Annotated in this window: 19 protein-coding genes; 16 read left to right on the forward strand and 3 right to left on the reverse strand. The window is 43.9% G+C overall.

Going from position 1 to position 17,882, the window contains the following annotated elements; all coding sequences use genetic code 11:
• The first annotated feature begins 84 nt into the window (after positions 1 to 84).
• From rpoE to acpS, 11 genes are all read left to right on the forward strand, one after another.
• Positions 85 to 663, forward strand: a complete 579-nt coding sequence (gene rpoE, locus Q1A86_RS01815; RefSeq protein ID WP_202720438.1) for an RNA polymerase sigma factor RpoE — start codon at positions 85 to 87, stop codon at positions 661 to 663.
• A 23-nt stretch (positions 664 to 686) separates the two neighbouring features.
• Complete coding sequence (locus Q1A86_RS01820) at positions 687 to 1,292, forward strand: RseA family anti-sigma factor (RefSeq protein WP_299802112.1); 606 nt, start codon at positions 687 to 689, stop codon at positions 1,290 to 1,292.
• A 12-nt stretch (positions 1,293 to 1,304) separates the two neighbouring features.
• Positions 1,305 to 2,237 carry a MucB/RseB C-terminal domain-containing protein gene (locus Q1A86_RS01825; protein ID WP_299802114.1) on the forward strand — a complete coding sequence of 311 codons (933 nt, stop codon included), beginning with the start codon at positions 1,305 to 1,307 and terminating at the stop codon, positions 2,235 to 2,237.
• A gap of 13 nt (positions 2,238 to 2,250) precedes the next feature.
• The gene (locus Q1A86_RS01830) at positions 2,251 to 2,715 is read left to right on the forward strand and encodes a SoxR reducing system RseC family protein (RefSeq protein ID WP_299802116.1); all 465 of its coding nucleotides are present in this window, start codon (positions 2,251 to 2,253) and stop codon (positions 2,713 to 2,715) included.
• A 131-nt stretch (positions 2,716 to 2,846) separates the two neighbouring features.
• The gene (gene lepA, locus Q1A86_RS01835) at positions 2,847 to 4,637 is read left to right on the forward strand and encodes a translation elongation factor 4 (protein ID WP_299802118.1); all 1,791 of its coding nucleotides are present in this window, start codon (positions 2,847 to 2,849) and stop codon (positions 4,635 to 4,637) included.
• 140 nt (positions 4,638 to 4,777) lie between these two features.
• Entirely contained in the window at positions 4,778 to 5,695 is a 918-nt protein-coding gene (lepB, locus tag Q1A86_RS01840) for a signal peptidase I (protein ID WP_299802120.1), read from the forward strand.
• A gap of 1 nt (position 5,696) precedes the next feature.
• A complete protein-coding gene (rnc, locus tag Q1A86_RS01845) occupies positions 5,697 to 6,374 on the forward strand; it encodes a ribonuclease III (protein ID WP_299802121.1) in 678 nt (225 codons plus the stop codon).
• Positions 6,371 to 7,363, forward strand: coding sequence for a GTPase Era (gene era / locus Q1A86_RS01850; RefSeq protein ID WP_299802123.1), 993 nt, complete (start codon positions 6,371 to 6,373; stop codon positions 7,361 to 7,363). The genes rnc and era overlap by 4 nt, the downstream gene beginning before the upstream one ends.
• 135 nt (positions 7,364 to 7,498) lie before the next feature.
• Positions 7,499 to 8,188, forward strand: a complete 690-nt coding sequence (gene recO, locus Q1A86_RS01855) for a DNA repair protein RecO (protein WP_299802125.1) — start codon at positions 7,499 to 7,501, stop codon at positions 8,186 to 8,188.
• A 123-nt stretch (positions 8,189 to 8,311) separates the two neighbouring features.
• A complete protein-coding gene (gene pdxJ, locus Q1A86_RS01860) occupies positions 8,312 to 9,049 on the forward strand; it encodes a pyridoxine 5'-phosphate synthase (RefSeq protein ID WP_299802127.1) in 738 nt (245 codons plus the stop codon).
• A gap of 100 nt (positions 9,050 to 9,149) precedes the next feature.
• Positions 9,150 to 9,545, forward strand: a complete 396-nt coding sequence (acpS, locus tag Q1A86_RS01865) for a holo-ACP synthase (protein WP_299802129.1) — start codon at positions 9,150 to 9,152, stop codon at positions 9,543 to 9,545.
• A 17-nt stretch (positions 9,546 to 9,562) separates the two neighbouring features.
• On the opposite strand, the gene Q1A86_RS01870 is transcribed toward acpS, so the two are convergent.
• Positions 9,563 to 10,504 (reverse strand): Dyp-type peroxidase, encoded by a 942-nt coding sequence (locus Q1A86_RS01870; RefSeq protein ID WP_299802131.1) that lies wholly within the window; start codon positions 10,502 to 10,504, stop codon positions 9,563 to 9,565.
• A gap of 392 nt (positions 10,505 to 10,896) precedes the next feature.
• Here Q1A86_RS01870 and Q1A86_RS01875 point away from each other — a divergent pair, with 392 nt between their 5' ends.
• A complete protein-coding gene (locus tag Q1A86_RS01875; protein ID WP_299802132.1) occupies positions 10,897 to 11,949 on the forward strand; it encodes a hypothetical protein in 1,053 nt (350 codons plus the stop codon).
• Between the two features lie 289 nt (positions 11,950 to 12,238).
• A complete protein-coding gene (locus Q1A86_RS01880) occupies positions 12,239 to 12,778 on the forward strand; it encodes a DUF962 domain-containing protein (RefSeq protein WP_299802134.1) in 540 nt (179 codons plus the stop codon).
• 77 nt (positions 12,779 to 12,855) lie between these two features.
• Here Q1A86_RS01880 and Q1A86_RS01885 read toward each other — a convergent pair whose 3' ends face one another.
• Positions 12,856 to 14,139 (reverse strand): CNNM domain-containing protein, encoded by a 1,284-nt coding sequence (locus Q1A86_RS01885; RefSeq protein ID WP_299802135.1) that lies wholly within the window; start codon positions 14,137 to 14,139, stop codon positions 12,856 to 12,858.
• Between the two features lie 143 nt (positions 14,140 to 14,282).
• The gene (locus Q1A86_RS01890) at positions 14,283 to 15,071 is read right to left on the reverse strand and encodes an inner membrane protein YpjD (protein WP_299802137.1); all 789 of its coding nucleotides are present in this window, start codon (positions 15,069 to 15,071) and stop codon (positions 14,283 to 14,285) included.
• Positions 15,072 to 15,476: 405 nt separating this feature from the next.
• Here Q1A86_RS01890 and ffh point away from each other — a divergent pair, with 405 nt between their 5' ends.
• The 3 genes from ffh (at position 15,477) to rimM (ending at position 17,870) form a co-directional block, all read left to right on the forward strand.
• Complete coding sequence (gene ffh / locus Q1A86_RS01895) at positions 15,477 to 16,850, forward strand: signal recognition particle protein (protein WP_299802139.1); 1,374 nt, start codon at positions 15,477 to 15,479, stop codon at positions 16,848 to 16,850.
• Between the two features lie 217 nt (positions 16,851 to 17,067).
• Entirely contained in the window at positions 17,068 to 17,319 is a 252-nt protein-coding gene (rpsP, locus tag Q1A86_RS01900) for a 30S ribosomal protein S16 (RefSeq protein WP_012154307.1), read from the forward strand.
• 20 nt (positions 17,320 to 17,339) lie between these two features.
• Entirely contained in the window at positions 17,340 to 17,870 is a 531-nt protein-coding gene (gene rimM / locus Q1A86_RS01905; protein WP_299802141.1) for a ribosome maturation factor RimM, read from the forward strand.
• Positions 17,871 to 17,882 lie beyond the last annotated feature (12 nt).

The raw sequence follows: 17,882 nt of genomic DNA on the forward strand, positions 1-17,882 counted from the left end.
TTTTTGAAACTCGCTAGTCTACATAAGTGAATATGATTCGAGCGGCTGAGAAATCAGTATTAGATTTAGGAGTAGTCGGCTCGGATGAGTGGACAAATAAGTGATCAACAATTAGTTGAGCGCGTACAGCGTGGAGACAAAAACGCTTTTAACCTTTTGGTGCAGAAATATCAAAATAAGGTCGCGAATCTGATATCTCGTTACGTACGAAATCAGGCCGATGTTGCCGATGTTTCTCAGGAAGCTTTTATTAAAGCTTACCGTGCGTTACCAAACTTTCGCGGTGAGAGTGCGTTTTATACTTGGTTGTACCGCATTGCAGTCAATACTGCGAAGAATCATCTGGTCGCTCAGGGGCGTCGTGCCCCAGCGAATGATGTCGATGCTGAAGAAGCCGAATACTATGATGGCAGTGACGCCCTAAAGGAGTTTGCCTCCCCAGAGCGTCTGGTTTTGTCAGATGAGATTCAAAAGGTTGTTTTCGACACTTTAGACACGTTGCCAGAAGAATTGAAGATGGCTATCTCTTTGCGAGAGCTCGATGGTATGAGTTATGAAGAGATTGCCAATGTCATGGATTGCCCTGTAGGGACTGTAAGATCACGGATCTTCAGAGCCCGAGAGGCAATCGATAAAAAGCTTAAGCCGTTGCTAGAACGTTAGCATCTTAATTAGATAGGTGAATAATGGATAAGTTAGGTCAGGAATGGGTATCTGCTGCTGTCGATGGTGAAATTGACGAGCACACGTTAGCTGAATTAGTCGCTGACGCAGATTCACATGAACAGTGGCGTGATTATCATTTAATTGGTGATGCGATGCGTGGTGAGTTACCAAAGGCAATGTCTTTGGATCTTAGCGCAAGCATTATGGCTGCCATCGATGATGAGCCAGCGATTGTGGCACCTCAGCCAACAACTGCGGTGAAAGCATCTGAGAGTGCGTCAAGTGGGAAGGTCATTCCACTATTTAAGCAATTTGGCCAGTACGCGATAGCTGCAACTGTCGCAATGGTGGCTGTAGTCGGTGTGCAGAACTACAACCAAGATACGTTAATGGATAATTCTCCATTACCTGTGCTTAATACGCGTCCATTAATTGGTAGTGCTTCACCTGTAAGCCTACAAACCGGTGCGGTACAACAGAGCCAAAGCTATACCAATGATCAGGTTGCTGATCAGCGCCGCCGTATCAATGCCTATATTCAAGATCATATGTTGCAACAAAGATTGAATAATGGAGTGAATATCGACGACAATAGCGAGGTCGATACTACACCTGTTGCTCAATAATGAGGAGTTAGCTTGCGTCTGATCCTATTGGCTATTATAGCCATGAGTTTTCCCGCGATGGCGCGGGAAGATATGCCCGCCAAAGCTTGGCTAGAAAATATGAGCCAAGCCCTGCGTGAACAAGAATTCAAAATTTCCCTTATCCAACTTCAGGCAGATCATATCCGCCCTCTGGTTTATATACACGGTAAAGTCGAAGACGAAGAAGTGGCCTTTTTAGAACACCTAAATGGACCACCTAAAAATGCTGTGCGTGTGGGTAATACCGTGACCTTTATTGAGCATGATCAACCTGCCTATAGCGTTCATTCTAATCGCATTCAGGGGGTTATCCCTGGAGCATTAGCGGGCGATGTGTCTAAGCTTGAAGAAGGCTATCAGTTCGTGTTGGGCGGGCGTAGTCGAATTGCCGGTCGACCAGGACAACTTGTACGCATTATTCCAACTGATGACAATCGTTATGGTTATCAAGTTTGGCTGGATATGGATACTTATTTGCCGTTACGTTTCGACATGATTAGTGACGACAAGCAGCTATTAGAACAGTTGTTAGTGGTCGAGCTATTAGTACTCGATGAAGTCCCTGCGATTTTAAAAGAAGCCTACAAGCAGGAGTGGCCTCCTGTGTTGTCACAATCCGACAGAGACGGCGGTGAAGATTGGCAGTTTAGCTGGTTACCAGCAGGTTTTAAGGTGCTGATTAAAGATCAACACAGACTGATTGGCAGTAAAGAAGCAGTTGAGTACATCGCCATTAGTGATGGTCTAGCTCATATCTCGGTTTATGTTGCCAAGGCGGGTGAGGCGCCACTGCCTGACGAATTAGTGACTCGTAACGGATTATCACTTGCTACAGAACGAGTCGGTAATGCAGAAGTGGTTGCAGTGGGTAAGGTTCCTGCTGAGACCTTGAGCCGTATCGCCAAGAGTATCATGTTACAGTAATGAAGGTTTCGTCATGATGGAAGAGGTCGCCAGAGTTGTCGCCAATAGCAACTCTGGTTGGGTAGTCGTAGAAGTTGAGATGAAGAGTGCTTGTAATCATTGTGAGAGCGGTGATTCTTGTGGCACATCTGCTGTTTCAAAAGCCTTCTCACCTAAGGTGCAACGTTTTTCTATTCAAAGTGATAGGCAGTTTGTTAAAGGCGAACGCTTAAAGCTTGGTTTGCCTGAGAGTGTTATCTTAAAAGCGGCAACTTTAGTGTATATACTTCCCCTTGTTGGCCTTTTTATTGGTGCATTTGGCGGAAATCAAATAGCAAACTTATTGGGTAACTATTCAGATTTATTATCCATTTGTGGAGCCGTTTTCGGCGCCTTTGTTTTTTGGAGTGTAGGAAAACGAGCGGCCAAGAAATTAGAAGTCGAGGCTCAGCCCGTTATCATTAAGTCTTTAGGTAGGCCTATCGAGATAGCGAGTTAGTGCCCTCTTAAGACACACTCGTTAATTTTTCCTCAGTTATCACATTATAAAAATTGGTATTAAAGCTGCAATCGGGTACAATTCTGCACTTTAAAATTTTTATCAACTTCGAGTTAAGTCATCCCAGCATAATGAAGCATATTAGAAACTTTTCAATTATTGCCCATATTGACCACGGCAAATCAACACTATCAGATCGCCTTATTCAAGAATGCGGTGGCTTAACCGATCGTGAAATGGCTGCGCAAGTTCTTGACTCAATGGACATTGAGCGTGAGCGTGGAATTACCATTAAAGCGCAAAGTGTAACTTTGGACTATTTAGCGAATGATGGTGAAACTTACCAGCTAAACTTCATCGACACCCCAGGTCATGTTGACTTCTCCTATGAAGTATCACGCTCACTTGCTGCTTGTGAAGGCGCTCTGTTAGTTGTCGATGCAGGTCAAGGCGTTGAAGCACAAACTCTAGCGAACTGTTATACGGCGCTAGAGATGGATATGGACGTTGTTCCTGTTCTGAATAAAATCGATTTACCGCAGGCTGACCCTGATCGCGTAGCGGAAGAAATCGAAGATATCGTGGGTATCGAGGCGACTGATGCGGTTCGATGTTCGGCCAAAACCGGTATCGGTATCAAAGATGTTCTAGAAGTGATCGTAGAACAAATTCCACCACCAGAAGGTGATACAGAGGGACCGCTTCAGGCCCTAATTATCGACTCTTGGTTCGATAGTTACTTAGGCGTTGTGTCGCTAGTACGTATTAAAAATGGCGTACTGAAAAAAGGCGACAAGTTCAAGGTTATGTCTACAGGACAAAACTATAACGCTGATCGTGTTGGTATTTTTACGCCTAAACAAACCGATACCACTGAGCTTAAAACTGGTGAAGTAGGTTTCGTTATCGCGGGTATTAAAGAGATCCATGGTGCACCAGTGGGTGACACCTTGACTCATTCTAAGCACGGTGCAGAAAAGCCGCTTGGCGGATTTAAAAAGGTTAAACCGCAGGTTTATGCGGGTTTATTCCCAATCTCTACCGATGATTACGAAAACTTCCGTGAAGCACTGAACAAGCTAAGCTTGAATGATGCGTCATTGTTCTTCGAGCCAGAAACCTCATCTGCGTTAGGTTTTGGTTTCCGTATCGGCTTCTTGGGTCTACTCCACATGGAGATCATTCAAGAGCGTCTAGAGCGTGAATACAACCTAGAGCTAATTACTACAGCTCCAACAGTAGTGTATGAAATCGTCCAGACGAATGGCGAGATTATTTATGTTGATAACCCATCAGATCTTCCTGCGGTTAATAACATTGCAGAGATGCGTGAGCCAATCGTTGAAACTAATATTTTAGTTCCAAAAGAATACCTAGGTAACGTTATTACGCTATGTATTGAAAAGCGTGGCGTACAAACAAACTTGGTATATCACGGCAACCAGGTAGCCTTGACTTACGAACTGCCGATGGCTGAAGTGGTCATGGACTTCTTCGACCGTCTTAAATCAACCAGTCGCGGTTATGCTTCTCTTGAGTATAACTTTATCCGCTTCGAACCTGCCGACATGGTGCGTTTAGATATCTTGATTAACGGCGACAGAGTCGATGCGTTAGCGATGATTATTCATAAAGGCTTGATCCGTACTAAGGGTCTAGCGCTTGTGAATAAGATGAAAGAGCTTATTCCTCGTCAAATGTTCGATATTGCGGTACAAGCAGCTGTTGGTAGTCAGATTATTGCGCGTTCTTCGATTAAAGCGATGCGTAAAGACGTAACGGCTAAGTGTTACGGTGGTGACGTATCTCGTAAGAAGAAACTACTGAACAAGCAGAAAGAAGGTAAGAAGCGTATGAAGCAGGTTGGTAACGTTGAGGTGCCGCAAGAAGCATTCTTAGCGGTACTAAAGCTTAATGATTAAGCTGAATCGTTAAGAATTGTTAATATATCGCTAGACTGAGCGCCGCAATTTGCGGCGCTTTCATTACTGGCGTATAACCATTAATGACTTTGGCGCTATCGCCATAAAACCGATTATGTTTGGCAGGAGTTTATTTAATAATGGCAGCCTATTTTTCTCTAATATTGGTGTTGGTTACCTTAAGTAGCGGCTTAGTGTGGATGGCCGACGCTCTGTTTTTTGCGCCTAAGCGCCGTGAGAAGTTGGCAATGGCTCAAGCTGCACAAGCAGATTTGAGTGAAGAGAGCGTCGAAAAGATTATGCGTGAATCCGCAATTGTCGAAACATCGAAGTCTATCTTCCCTGTTATCGCTTTTGTATTGATTTTACGCTCGTTTATTTACGAACCATTTCAAATTCCATCAGGTTCAATGATGCCAACTTTGCTTGTTGGCGATTTCATCTTGGTAGAGAAATTTAGTTACGGTATTAAAGATCCTGTCTGGCGTACTACGCTTAAAGAGACGGGTAAACCTGAGCGTGGCGATGTGGCAGTGTTTAAATATCCTGTTAACCCACAAGTTGATTACATTAAACGCATCATAGGTTTACCGGGTGACCGAATTATTTATCGCAACAAAGAGCTTTATATTCAACCGGCGTGTACAGAGGGGCAAAGCCCTTGCCCAGAGCTAAAGATGGTTGATAGAGCCTTGGTTAACCGTGGTGAGTTCTCGCAAAATGGTACGGCTTTGCTTCGTTATAAAGAACAGGTCGGAGACGTGAGTCATGACATTTTAATCAATCCATCTCGTCCAGATATGATCAGTCACTTTTTCCGTCAAGAAAATGTTCCTCTAACTGAATTTGTTGTACCAGAAGGTCAATACTTCGCTATGGGTGACAACCGTGACAACAGCCAAGACAGCCGATACTGGGGCTTCGTTCCAGAACAGAACCTAGTAGGTAAGGCTGTAGCTATTTGGATTAGCTTCGAGTTTGACAGAACGCCTGCAGACTTTTTACCGACTTGGATCCCAACAGGGGTTCGCTTTAACCGTGTAGGCGGAATAGTTTAATATGGAACCAATTAAGAACATTCCACGTTTGTGCCGAACTTTAGGGTATGAATTTAGTGAACAAGGCTTTTTAGACCAAGCCTTGACCCATAGAAGTGCCTCTAACAAGCACAACGAAAGATTGGAGTTTCTAGGAGATTCAATCTTATCTATCGTGATCTCTGATGCCCTTTATCATCAGTTTCCAGCGGCCACCGAAGGTGACTTAAGCCGCATGCGTGCAACACTTGTTTGCGGCAAGATGCTGGCTGAAATCGCTATTGAATTTAAGCTTGGTGACTACCTAAAGCTAGGTCCTGGAGAATTAAAGAGTGGCGGCTTTAGACGAGAGTCAATTCTGGCCGATGCGGTAGAAGCGATTATCGGTGCAATTTATCTCGACTCTGATATTGAGAATTGCCGTAAGTTAGTCCTTAACTGGTACGAATCGCGTTTAAAGGTTATTGAACCGATAAACCAGAAAGATCCAAAAACTTTACTGCAAGAGTATTTGCAGAAGTTTAGAAAACCACTGCCTGTTTACAGGGTGGCCCATACTGAAGGTGATGCTCACGAGCAGACTTTCACCGTTGAGTGTATTGTTGAAGACTTGAGCCAGGCCGTCGTTGGAGTAGCCAGTTCGCGCAGAAAAGCGGAACAGAGTGCTGCTGCTCAAGTGTTGGAGTTGATTAAGAAATGAGTGACAACAAAGATTTACCTGAAAGCCAAGAGCCAAGTTTAGACGAACTACTGGCTAATATGAACAATCCGTCGTCAGCGGTTAAGTACGCGGTGACCTATTGCGGCATGGTGGCGATCGTTGGTCGCCCAAACGTGGGTAAGTCAACGCTTCTTAATAAGCTCTTAGGCCAAAAGATTAGTATTACCTCTAAGAAGCCGCAAACAACCCGTCATCGTATCATGGGTATTCATACAGACGGTCCACGTCAGGTGGTGTTTATCGATACCCCTGGTCTTCATATTGAAGAGAAGCGTGCGATTAACCGTTTGATGAACCGCGCTGCGGCGAGTTCGCTAGCAGAAGTGAGCCTAGTGGTATTTGTTGTCGACGGTATGAACTGGACGCCAGACGATGAAATGGTGCTGCGTAAATTGCAGAGCCGTGATGATGGTCGTAAGACGATTCTAGCGATTAACAAAGTCGATAACATTAAAGACAAAGAAGCGTTATTCCCGCACCTTGAAGAGCTATCGAAGAAGTTTCCTTTTGATGAAATTTTGCCGATTTCAGCGACTCAAGGCACTAACGTACAGCGCATCTTAGATATGTCAGTAGCCTCAGTACCTGAGTCACCACATTACTTCCCAGAAGATTATGTGACAGACAGATCGCAAAAATTTATGGCATCTGAAATCGTGCGTGAAAAGCTAATGCGCTTTTTAGGTGACGAATTGCCATACGATTGTACGGTAGAGATTGAACAGTTTAAGATGATGGAAAACGGCGTTTATCAGATCAATGCTTTGGTGCTGGTTGAACGTGAAACCCAAAAGCGTATGGTGATTGGTAATAAAGGCGAGCGCATCAAGAAGATCAGTTCTGCTGCCCGTGTTGATATGGAAGTCTTGTTTGATAACAAGGTTTTCTTAGAAATGTGGGTTAAAGTTAAGTCTGGCTGGGCAGATGACGAACGCGCACTGCGTAGCTTAGGTTACGGTGACGAATAGTCGCAACTAGCTTGATAGCGAATAATGCCTCTTTTTAGTGATAAGAAGGGGCATTTTTATTAGTTATCATTTTTTATGTTTTTACTGCCTATATTGATCATAATAAGATGGTCTTACTGAATTGGAATCGTAAGTATGGAACGTGGCTACGTTCTTCATAGCAGGCATTTTCGTGATGGTAGCGTCATAGTTAACTTACTAGTAGATGGTAAGGGACGGGTTGATGCTGTAGCACGCTTAGGTGGCGCTAAAAACTCCATTCGTAGCATTATCCAGCCTTTCCAGCCGATTATTTTTCAACTGCAGGGTAAAACCGATCTCAAAAACCTTAAACAAGTTGAGGCGGCTAGCCCCGCAGTACCGTTAACGGGTGACTGCTTGTATTCAGGGCTTTACCTTAATGAACTGTTAATTCGTTGCTTAAGCGTGCAACACAGCGCCGAGAATCTGTTTTTTGATTATCATCGTACCTTAATTGCCATGGCGACTGAGTTTAATCAAAGCCAACTCAGATACTTTGAGCATGCGCTTTTGAAAGAGCTTGGTACTATGCCATCGCTGGATTTTGACCCGAGTGATGCACCGATAACAGCGAGTGGCTTTTACCGCTTAGATCAAGACCACGGCTTTACGCCTGTTATCGCGACAGCCTTTAATCAGCATAAGTTTTTTACCGGTGAGATGTTGGTGGCATTAAATCAGCGTACATTGACGGTAGAGCACTATCTAGAAGCTAAGAAATTAATGCGACAGCTATTAGCTCCAGTCCTCGGTGATAAACCGCTGCACTCCAGAACCTTGTTCGCTAAAAAACCTAAACTTTAGGCCGTAACAGGTAAGAGTCACTCACAATAAATTCATCACAGTTTAGTCGACTATACTGGCTAAACCGCAACCCTATCAGTACAATATCGTCTTTTATTTCTGCTTACTTTTTAAGGAACAATCATGAGCCGGATCTTATTGGGCGTTAACATCGATCATATTGCGACTCTACGTCAGGCACGCGGGACCAATTATCCAGATCCAGTTCATGCAGCAGCCGTTGCAGAGCATGCTGGTGCAGAAGGCATTACGATTCACTTACGTGAAGACCGTCGTCATATCATCGACCGCGATGTATATACACTGGCAAAAACCTTAAAGACTCGTATGAACTTTGAGATGGCGGTTACCGAAGAGATGCTTAATATTGCATGTGATATTAAGCCTGCTTACGTGTGTTTAGTGCCTGAGAAGCGTGAAGAGCTGACTACTGAAGGCGGTCTTGATGTGGCTGGTCAACAAGAGAAGATAGCTGCCGCTGTAGCGCGTCTGACTAAGCTTGGGATTAAGGTCTCTCTGTTTATCGACGCCGACCAGACTCAGATCGATGCAGCTGTTGCTGTTGGCGCACCGGTTATTGAAATTCATACCGGTTGTTATGCCGATGCAGAAACGGATAGCGAGCAAGCTGCAGAGCTTAAGCGCATTAGCGAAATGGCGACCTACGCTCATGGCAAAGGTCTAGTGGTTAATGCAGGTCACGGTTTGCATTATCATAATGTTAAAGCAATTGCTGCGATTCCAGAGCTTTATGAGCTCAATATTGGCCATGCGATTATTGCTCGCGCCGCTATCGATGGATTAGATAAAGCCGTACGTGATATGAAGCAGCTGATGCTAGAAGGTCGACGCGGCGAATAAGTTGTGGCTATTATTGATGCTATTAAGCCGAGACATGAGTGCTCGGCTTTTATTTATCCCTTTGAGAGCTGGTAAAAGTGATATTAGATAGAGAGTCATTATGATTGTAGGCTTAGGTACAGATATTGTGGAAATAGCTCGGATTGAAGAGCGTATTCCAACGGCAGGTGATGAAGCATTATTAAGTTGTCGCTTAGCCAAGCGTGTATTAACCGAAACAGAGTTCGCACTCTTTGTAGGCTCAACTCAACCTGGACGCTATCTGGCTAAGCGCTTTGCCGCTAAAGAAGCGGCGGCAAAGGCACTGGGTACAGGCATTGGTCGTGGGGTATCTTTTCAGCATATTGAGATCAGTAATAATGACAATGGCGCGCCACAGCTTGCCTTTACTAATGGTGCTGCAAAAAGGCTGACAGTACTTGGTGGTAGCCGGATCCATATATCCATCGCTGATGAGAAACATTACGCTACGGCTACCGTTATCTTAGAGAATTAAGCTATTTCACTATGTGTCTACTCGTGCTCAAATTGTGCTAAAAAAGTTTGAGATGGCATAAAGAATAAACAACCTGTCTTGGCTTCAACAAAGTCGAGTAAACGATCATAGTGGCCGTTATCATCAGCGTTAATCATTTGACTTAAAGAGGTTTCAATAATTGATGGTGTCGCGGCAAAGCCTACAAACATGGTGCCATGCTCCATTGCATTACCATAAGGGCGGTTTTGCCTAAGCATCTTTATCTCTTCTCCATCAATTTCGACTTTACTCTTAGCGTTGTGTGCCCAAGCAGGTTTGACGTCATCATTGAGCTCTACGTTATCCATTTTAGTGCGACCAACAACTTGCTCTTGATATTCAGTTGTCTGTTTGTCCCACAGGCCTTGACGGTCGATATAGCGCTGCACATGCAGATAGCTGCCACCACGGTGCAATTCAATATCATCAGTAACCAATACCGCTTCGACTCTTTCATCACCATCTGGATTCTCAGTACCATCGACAAAATCAATCATGTCGCGGTTATCTAGATATTTATAGCCTTGTATATCTTCTGTAAGAGTGGCGATATCAGCCAGGCTGTTACGTATGTACTTTGCCGCTTGGAAGTTTAGATCTATGCGCTCAGACTTAATCATCACAAAGATGTCGCCAGCAGTAGCAGGAAATACGCGTTCGCCATTACTCATGGCGGGAAAAGGGTGTAACTCAGCCGGTAAGGGATGGTCGGGGAAAAGTTGCGGCCAAGCGTTTACCGAGAACCCAACAGAGATATTGAGGCCAGCGCTGAGATCTTTGTGGTTTATAGACTTTTCAATACCGCCAATTGCAGCAATGCAATCGTCAATAGCATCAGAGGGTGCTGAGCTAGGTTTGAGGCAAAAAGTGAGGTACTCAACATGGGAGGTAGGATTAGATAACACCCCTGGTTGTGCGAGTGAGCAAAGCGCTGTCATTAAAGTTTCCCCGTCTGAAAAGGTTAGCTATGGTAGAACCGTCAATATCTGTTGCAGGAGTACATCCCAAATCAATACCTCTTGTTAAAGAGATGACAGAACTGACTGGAGTACTTAAAAACTATACGCCTTTAATTATAGATGTGAAATTAACTAGCGTTAATCATTGCCTAGAAGAGCTAGAGGGGAGGTATTTTGACTGGGTTTTATTGAATACAGTGACGTGAGTTAAGAAATTGGCAATAAAGTCAGCGCTGTTGGCAAGGTAATTTGAGAACCCAGTTAACTCTGTGTATTGTGCTGCTATTTAAGTTGATGTTTTATCTACGTGTTTTATTTTTTTTGCATTAGGCTTGCCAGCCAAATACCTCTAACCACATTGAGTAATGATTATGCTGTACACCCAAAGATTAAAGCGAGTAACGTCCCTATTCATGCTGCTGATAAGTGTTTGGTTACTATCGGCATGCGGCAATGATATACAGCTTCCGGTTAGTGAGGACGATTTAGATCAAACTCGCTGTGGCGAGAAATATCAAAGTGATTGCCCAGAGACTTATCGTGGCAAGTTGTTTACTGGTATTGCGACCAATTATGCTTATGGCAAGGCGTTTTATAGAGCGACTCAGTATCAAGATGGACTCGAGTACGGCTATAGCTTCTCGACGCTAAACAATCAACTCAATGAAACGGCTTGGTATAAGGCGGGTAAGTTAGATGGAAAACAGATCAGTTATCACTTTTCGACCACTGGAAAGCCGCAATGGGTGAGGCTTTACCAAGCAGGCGTAAAAACGGATCATTGGCTTTATGATGAGCAGGGCGTAATCCTCAGCTATAAGCGATTCGAAGGCGACAAAGAAGTCGAGAGTATCAGTTATGAAAAAGGCCGAGAATGGCGCCTGTATTATTTTGTTGATGGTGAAAAGCGCCAACGCCACAAGGACTATTATGCAGATGGCCTGCTTGAGAGCGAGAGTGAATTTATTTATGCCGATTATAAAAAGCTCAATGAGAAAACTTACTATCGTAATGGTCGCTTAAGAAGCAAATTTAACTACGACAGGGTAACCAATACCGGCATATTAGAAACCTACGGATCAGATGGCAAACGGCGATCAGAGCAGCATTATGGCTATAATCCACTCAATACCCGCCATGGGGTGCAGTTAACCTTTTGTGGTGAAAATGGTCGGGTTGATTCTCGCGAGCATTACAACATGGGCGTAGAAGATGGTGAGTTTGCTAAATATCACTGTAATGGCCAGTTAATATCCAAACGTACTTATGTAAACGGCGTAGTGACAGATAAACAGATTAAAGTCTACGATGAGAATGGCCTGGCAGTGGTGATAAAAAAGCTTGATGGCAAAGGTAACATCATCCAAGAAAGCTACTTTGATGAAGACTTATCTAAATGGGTCACTTATTCAACATCAGACTAGTTGCTAGTGGACAATCCTTTTGCGAAGAGGGCGGCAACTTGGCATAAGCTGCTTTATAGCAGAGTAATGCAGCTTAAAGGGCTAATTTGAACTTTTACTCTATTAAAATGCGACAAGATCCATTAGGTTAATATTTAGTTAAATCAGACGAGCTTTATAAGGTGGCAGTATTTTTGTTAGCTGCAACAGCGCTTTTAGCTACTGGCTAAGGTTGATAGCTTGTCAAATTACTGACTTAAATTGACTTTATGAAGTGCCTATAGAGAGCGCTTAAAATGGAGAAGAGCAGATGAAATCCGCCGAAGAACAGCTATCAACCTACAAAAGTGTGCATTTAAATCCGAAAAACATTAAGACCCATTTTGTCGGGATCCCGCTGATTATCTGGTCACTCTTTTTATTATTAAATCTAATACCATTAAACTTTGCCGTATCCAACGATCCTGTTGTTAGTTTTAATGTGGCCACTATTTTCACTGTTGGCGTGCTTATCTATTATTTTTTACTCCATGCGAGGCTGGCGGTAGGTCTAACGCTGTTTATTATTCCTGTGCTCTATACATCGGGCCTTGTGGCGCAAATGACCAATGCTATTTGGATAGCACTGGCGGTATTTTTTGTTGGCTGGATAATTCAATTTATTGGCCATCATTATGAAAAAGCCAAGCCTGCTTTTGTCGATGATCTGAATCAGCTGTTGATTGGACCATTTTTCTTGATGGCTGAAGTTTATTTTATGCTTGGTATGGAAAAAAAGTTGTTAGACGACATTACGCCAATGGCTCGAGAGAAGCGTAGAGCATTAGAAGCTGCCAAAAGTGCGGCTTAATAAAGGTGGGATAAATAAAGGCGCTAATAGCGCCTTTTTTTAATAGAAACTGACTTTAGTCCCGAGTTCTTTCGACATTATACTTCGGGCCTTTTAGGGGCTTTATAGTGTTGTGGCATGACTCTTACCGTTTTAATCATGTTGTCAGCAACATCAACCACCTCGAGTGGATAACCGTATAGACGCATTGAGGTATTAGGTTCTGGGATCTCCTCAAGGTATTCCAGCACTAAACCGTTAATCGTCTTAGGTCCGTCAATCGGAAAGTGCCAAGCCATCTCTTTATTTAGTTCGCGAATGTTGATGCTAGCCTCAACCAGATAGCTACCATCTTGTTGCTGATTGATATCTTCACTCGGTGTGGTCACCATAGAGGTGGTAAAATCACCGACGATCTCTTCTAAAATATCTTCTAGTGTTACTAAGCCCTGAATATCGCCATATTCATCGACAACCAGACCGATACGCTCTTTGTTCTGTTGAAAGTTGGATAGCTGCACATTAAGCGGTGTTGCTTCAGGAATAAAGTACAGCTCTTTAACTGCGCGCAGTAGGGATGACTTACTAAACTGACCTTTAGATTGCAGCCTTAATGCGTCTCTTAGGTGAACAAAACCTACAGCATCATCGATGGTGTCGCGGTAGAGCAACACCCTTGTGTGCGGGCTTTGGATCACCTGCTTATTGATGCTCTTAAACTCATCGTTAATATTGATGGCATAAAGATCAGAGCGTGGGATCATGATGTCGTCTACCGTTACCTTTTCAAGGTCCATAATTGATAGCAGCATTTCTTGGTGACGCTGGGGGATCAGGGCTCCCGCTTCATTTACAACGGTACGCAGTTCTTCTTGGCTTAAAGCATCATCGGCTTTAACCGAGCGAATACCCAGTAAGCGTAAAAACGTAGAGGTAATGAAGTTAACGACTTTGACTAAAGGAGAAAGAACAACTAACAGAACACGTAAAATAACACTAGAGGGGAAGGCGATACGTTCAGGATGAAGGGCGGCAACGGTTTTGGGGGTGACTTCAGCAAACACAAGGACGACGAGCGTTAACACACCGGTCGAGATGGCGACCCCCACGTCACCAAATAAACGTATACCAATAATGGTTGCGATAGCTGAGGCTAAAATATTAACTAGGTTATTGCCAATCAAAATCAGTCCAATGAGACGATCTGGGCGCTCAAGCATGACGATAGCGCGTTTAGCACCTTTATGGCCGCTATTCGCCAAGTGTCTAAGGCGGTAGCGATTGAGTGACATCATGGCGGTTTCTGAGCCAGAGAAGTAGGCTGAGAGCAGAATTAAGACGAACAGAATAGTTAAAAGTACGCCAGTGGATATATCGTCCAAACGTTGGAACTCCGCTGTTGTTTAAAGAAAGGGCGAATAGTAAAGCTGAAAAAGCACTATGAAATTAGTAATTACAGAACTTTCAAGAGGGTGTCAAGTTTGACCCACCACTATAGGATGGGTCAATTAACAATGTGTGCAGCTTAGTTGAGGATTAACTCTTTAACAACACGGGCACCAAAATAGGCTAATGATAACAAGACGCCACCGGTTAACGTGTAAGCTACCGCTGCTCTAATTCGACAGCCGACCCAATATTGCTGAGCTAACATGGCTATATAGACGCACCAAGCCATAATCGATAGTACAGCTTTGTGGCCCTTGCCTTCCTCAAACATATCATCGAGGAAGATAAAGCCCGTAGCCAATGACAAACTCAATAAAATTACGCCAACTATCACTAAGTGATAAAGCTGCTTTTCTACTGTCATCAGTGGTGGCATAGCAGAGGTCATCACCAGCTTCTTACTCTTAAGGCGGTTTTGAATAATGGCCAGTTGGATAGCGTAAAGAGCCGCGATCATCAAAGCACTATAAGCCATAAGTGACAATACCACGTGAACTAAGACGTCTGGGTGGAGCTCGAAATGAATAATGTATTCAGGAGGCACTAACCAAAGTAGAGCGACAGAAATGACCGAACAAGCATAAACCACAGGTAAAACCACAATGACTTTAAGCCTAAACAGCAAAATGGTGAAACTGAAAGTAATAATCCAGTTAACCATAGAGATAACATTGGTTAGGCTGAAGTTCTGGCCATCTGAGGTGACGATGGCTTGCGACAGTGCTGCTGCATGCAGTACTACACCAATCGCAGCTACGCCAGCAACTAATTTTCTGTTTGGACCGTCAGCGTGAAAAAGTCGGCTGGCGACGAGAACCAGAGCAATACTGTAAAACAACATGGCTGAAGCTGAAAAAATGACCATTGAGTATTAACCTATTTGTTTTTGAACTTGATGCGCTAACACATGCTCTTATGTATAAGTAAAACTGACCAACAACTTGCATACTAGCGTGATTCAAACAGGAGTTAAATTACTGAGTGAACAAATATATCGAGTCAATTTTAGGTACGAAAGTCATTTAGACTTTAAACGTTAAGTTAGCATGTAACATTATGGTGTAGAATAGCATGAGCTAATGGGCTTTGGGCAGTGACCTTGGTTGCAAAAATAGGTCGATTTTTTGTCTAATTACCAATTTTTAGTCACTTTTTACGTTTCACGACCCTTAGTTGTAAAAGTAACTTGCGTCATTCTGTAGCATAATATCTGGGCATCGCTATAATACAGCCCCATCAATGTAAATTTTAAACGGTAAAGAACTGGATAATGTTTGAGAACTTAACTGACAGATTGTCACGGACTCTGAAAAATATCAGTGGCCGTGGTCGCTTAACGGAAGAAAACGTTAAGGAAACCTTACGCGAAGTCCGCATGGCACTTCTTGAGGCCGATGTTGCCTTGCCTGTGGTTCGTGAATTCGTAAATAGCGTTAAAGAACGCGCTGTTGGACAAGAGGTTTCTAAGAGTCTAAGTCCAGGCCAAGCCTTTATTAAGATCGTTCAAAGCGAACTTGAAAATGCGATGGGTGAAGCGAATGAAGCTTTAGACCTATCTGCGCAGCCGCCTGCAGTGATCATGATGGCGGGTTTGCAAGGTGCGGGTAAGACCACCAGTGTTGCAAAACTGTCTAAATTCTTGCGTGAGCGCGAGAAGAAATCTGTTCTTGTTGTGTCTGCCGACGTTTATCGTCCAGCGGCGATCAAGCAGCTAGAAACCTTAGCAGGTGAAGTTGAAGTTCAATTCTTCCCATCAGACGTTAGCCAAAAGCCAGTCGATATCGCTAATGCAGCGATTGCTCACGCTAAGCTAAAATTCATTGATGTGGTTATTGTCGATACAGCAGGTCGTTTGCATGTCGATGAAGCCATGATGGATGAGATTAAAGAGCTTCATGCTGCAGTAAAACCAGTTGAGACTCTGTTTGTGGTTGACGCCATGACAGGTCAAGATGCGGCCAATACAGCTAAGGCCTTTAACGAAGCGTTACCGCTAACTGGTGTGGTACTGACCAAGGTTGACGGTGATGCACGTGGTGGTGCCGCGCTGTCGATTCGTCATATCACAGGTAAGCCAATTAAATTCTTGGGTGTGGGTGAGAAAACCGACGCGTTAGAAGCGTTCCACCCTGATCGTGTTGCTTCACGTATTCTAGGTATGGGCGACGTGCTGTCTCTTATTGAAGAGGTTGAGCGCGGCGTTGACCAAGAAAAGGCGATGAAGCTTGCTGCTAAAGTAAAGAAAGGCGGAAGTTTTGATTTAGAAGATTTCCGTGAGCAGCTGCAGCAGATGAAGAACATGGGCGGCATGATGAACATGATTGAGAAGCTGCCTGGTGTGGGTCAATTACCACCTGAGGCTTTAGCTCAAGTTCAAGACGGCAAGATGACAGGGCAGATGGAAGCGATTATCAATTCTATGACGCCAGGTGAACGCCAACGTCCAGATATCATTAAAGGTTCTCGTAAGCGCAGAATCGCGATGGGTTCAGGCACGCAAATTCAAGACGTGAACCGTTTACTTAAACAGTTTACGCAAATGCAGAAGATGATGAAAAAAATGTCATCGAAAGGCGGCATGAAAAAAATGATGCGTGGTATGAGCGGTATGCTTCCACCAGGCATGAAAATGCCGGGCCGCTAGGCTATCTTTCAATTCTGCAAAGCTAATTTTACAGACTAGAGTGAAACTCACCCTGGTCTGTTAATCGTTTTAGGCGTAAAAAACGCCGATTACGGTTGCATTCGTCGGTCAGTCAGGTAAAATCTGCCGGCTTTCTATCTGGGGCTCTCCGCGAACACGGAGTTTCAGTTTTTATTTTTGCTTGATAAAAAGCAAATCATTAGAGGATACCAAACGCATGGTTACCATTCGTTTAGCTCGTGGCGGCGCAAAAAAGCGTCCATTTTATAACATCGTTGTAGCTGACAGCCGTAACGCCCGTGACGGTCGTTTCATCGAGCGCGTTGGCTTTTTTAACCCAGTAGCACGTGGCCAAGAAGAAGCTCTACGCTTAGATCTTGACCGTGTTGAGCATTGGGTTGCTAACGGTGCTGCTACTACTGATCGTGTAGCAAAATTGATCAAAGACGCTCGTAAAGCTGCTGCTTAATAGCGTTAGGGTATAGATTGATGAGTAGTAAACAAGAACCCGTCATCCTTGGCAAAATCGGTTCAAGTTATGGCATTAAAGGTTGGTTGAAGATCACTACCTATACCGACTCTGTTGAAGGTATCTTTGACTATTCACCTTGGCTTATTAAAGAGCAAGGCGAATGGCGCGAGGTTAAAGTCGCCCAGTGGCGTTTCCAAGGTAAAGCAGTTGTTGCTTGTCTTGAAGGCGTATCAACACGGGATGAGGCACAAGCGCTTACTAATTGTGAGATTGCGGTGCCTGCTGAGCAGATGCAAGAGCTTCCAGAAGATGAATTCTACTGGCGAGATCTTATAGGCTGTGAAGTCACTAATACCAAAGGCTACAACATGGGTACAGTTCAGGAGATCGTGGAAACAGGATCGAATGACGTACTTTTAGTTAAAGCAAACGCAAAAGATGGCTTTGGCAAAGCGGAACGTATGATTCCCTTTGTTACTGACCAGTTCATCCAAAAGGTGGACTTGGCAGCAAAACAGATTTTAGTGGATTGGGATCCGGACTTTTAAGTCGAGGTACAA

It is taken from the genome of uncultured Shewanella sp., from assembly GCF_947497935.1.
Classification (GTDB): Bacteria; Pseudomonadota; Gammaproteobacteria; order Enterobacterales; family Shewanellaceae; genus Shewanella.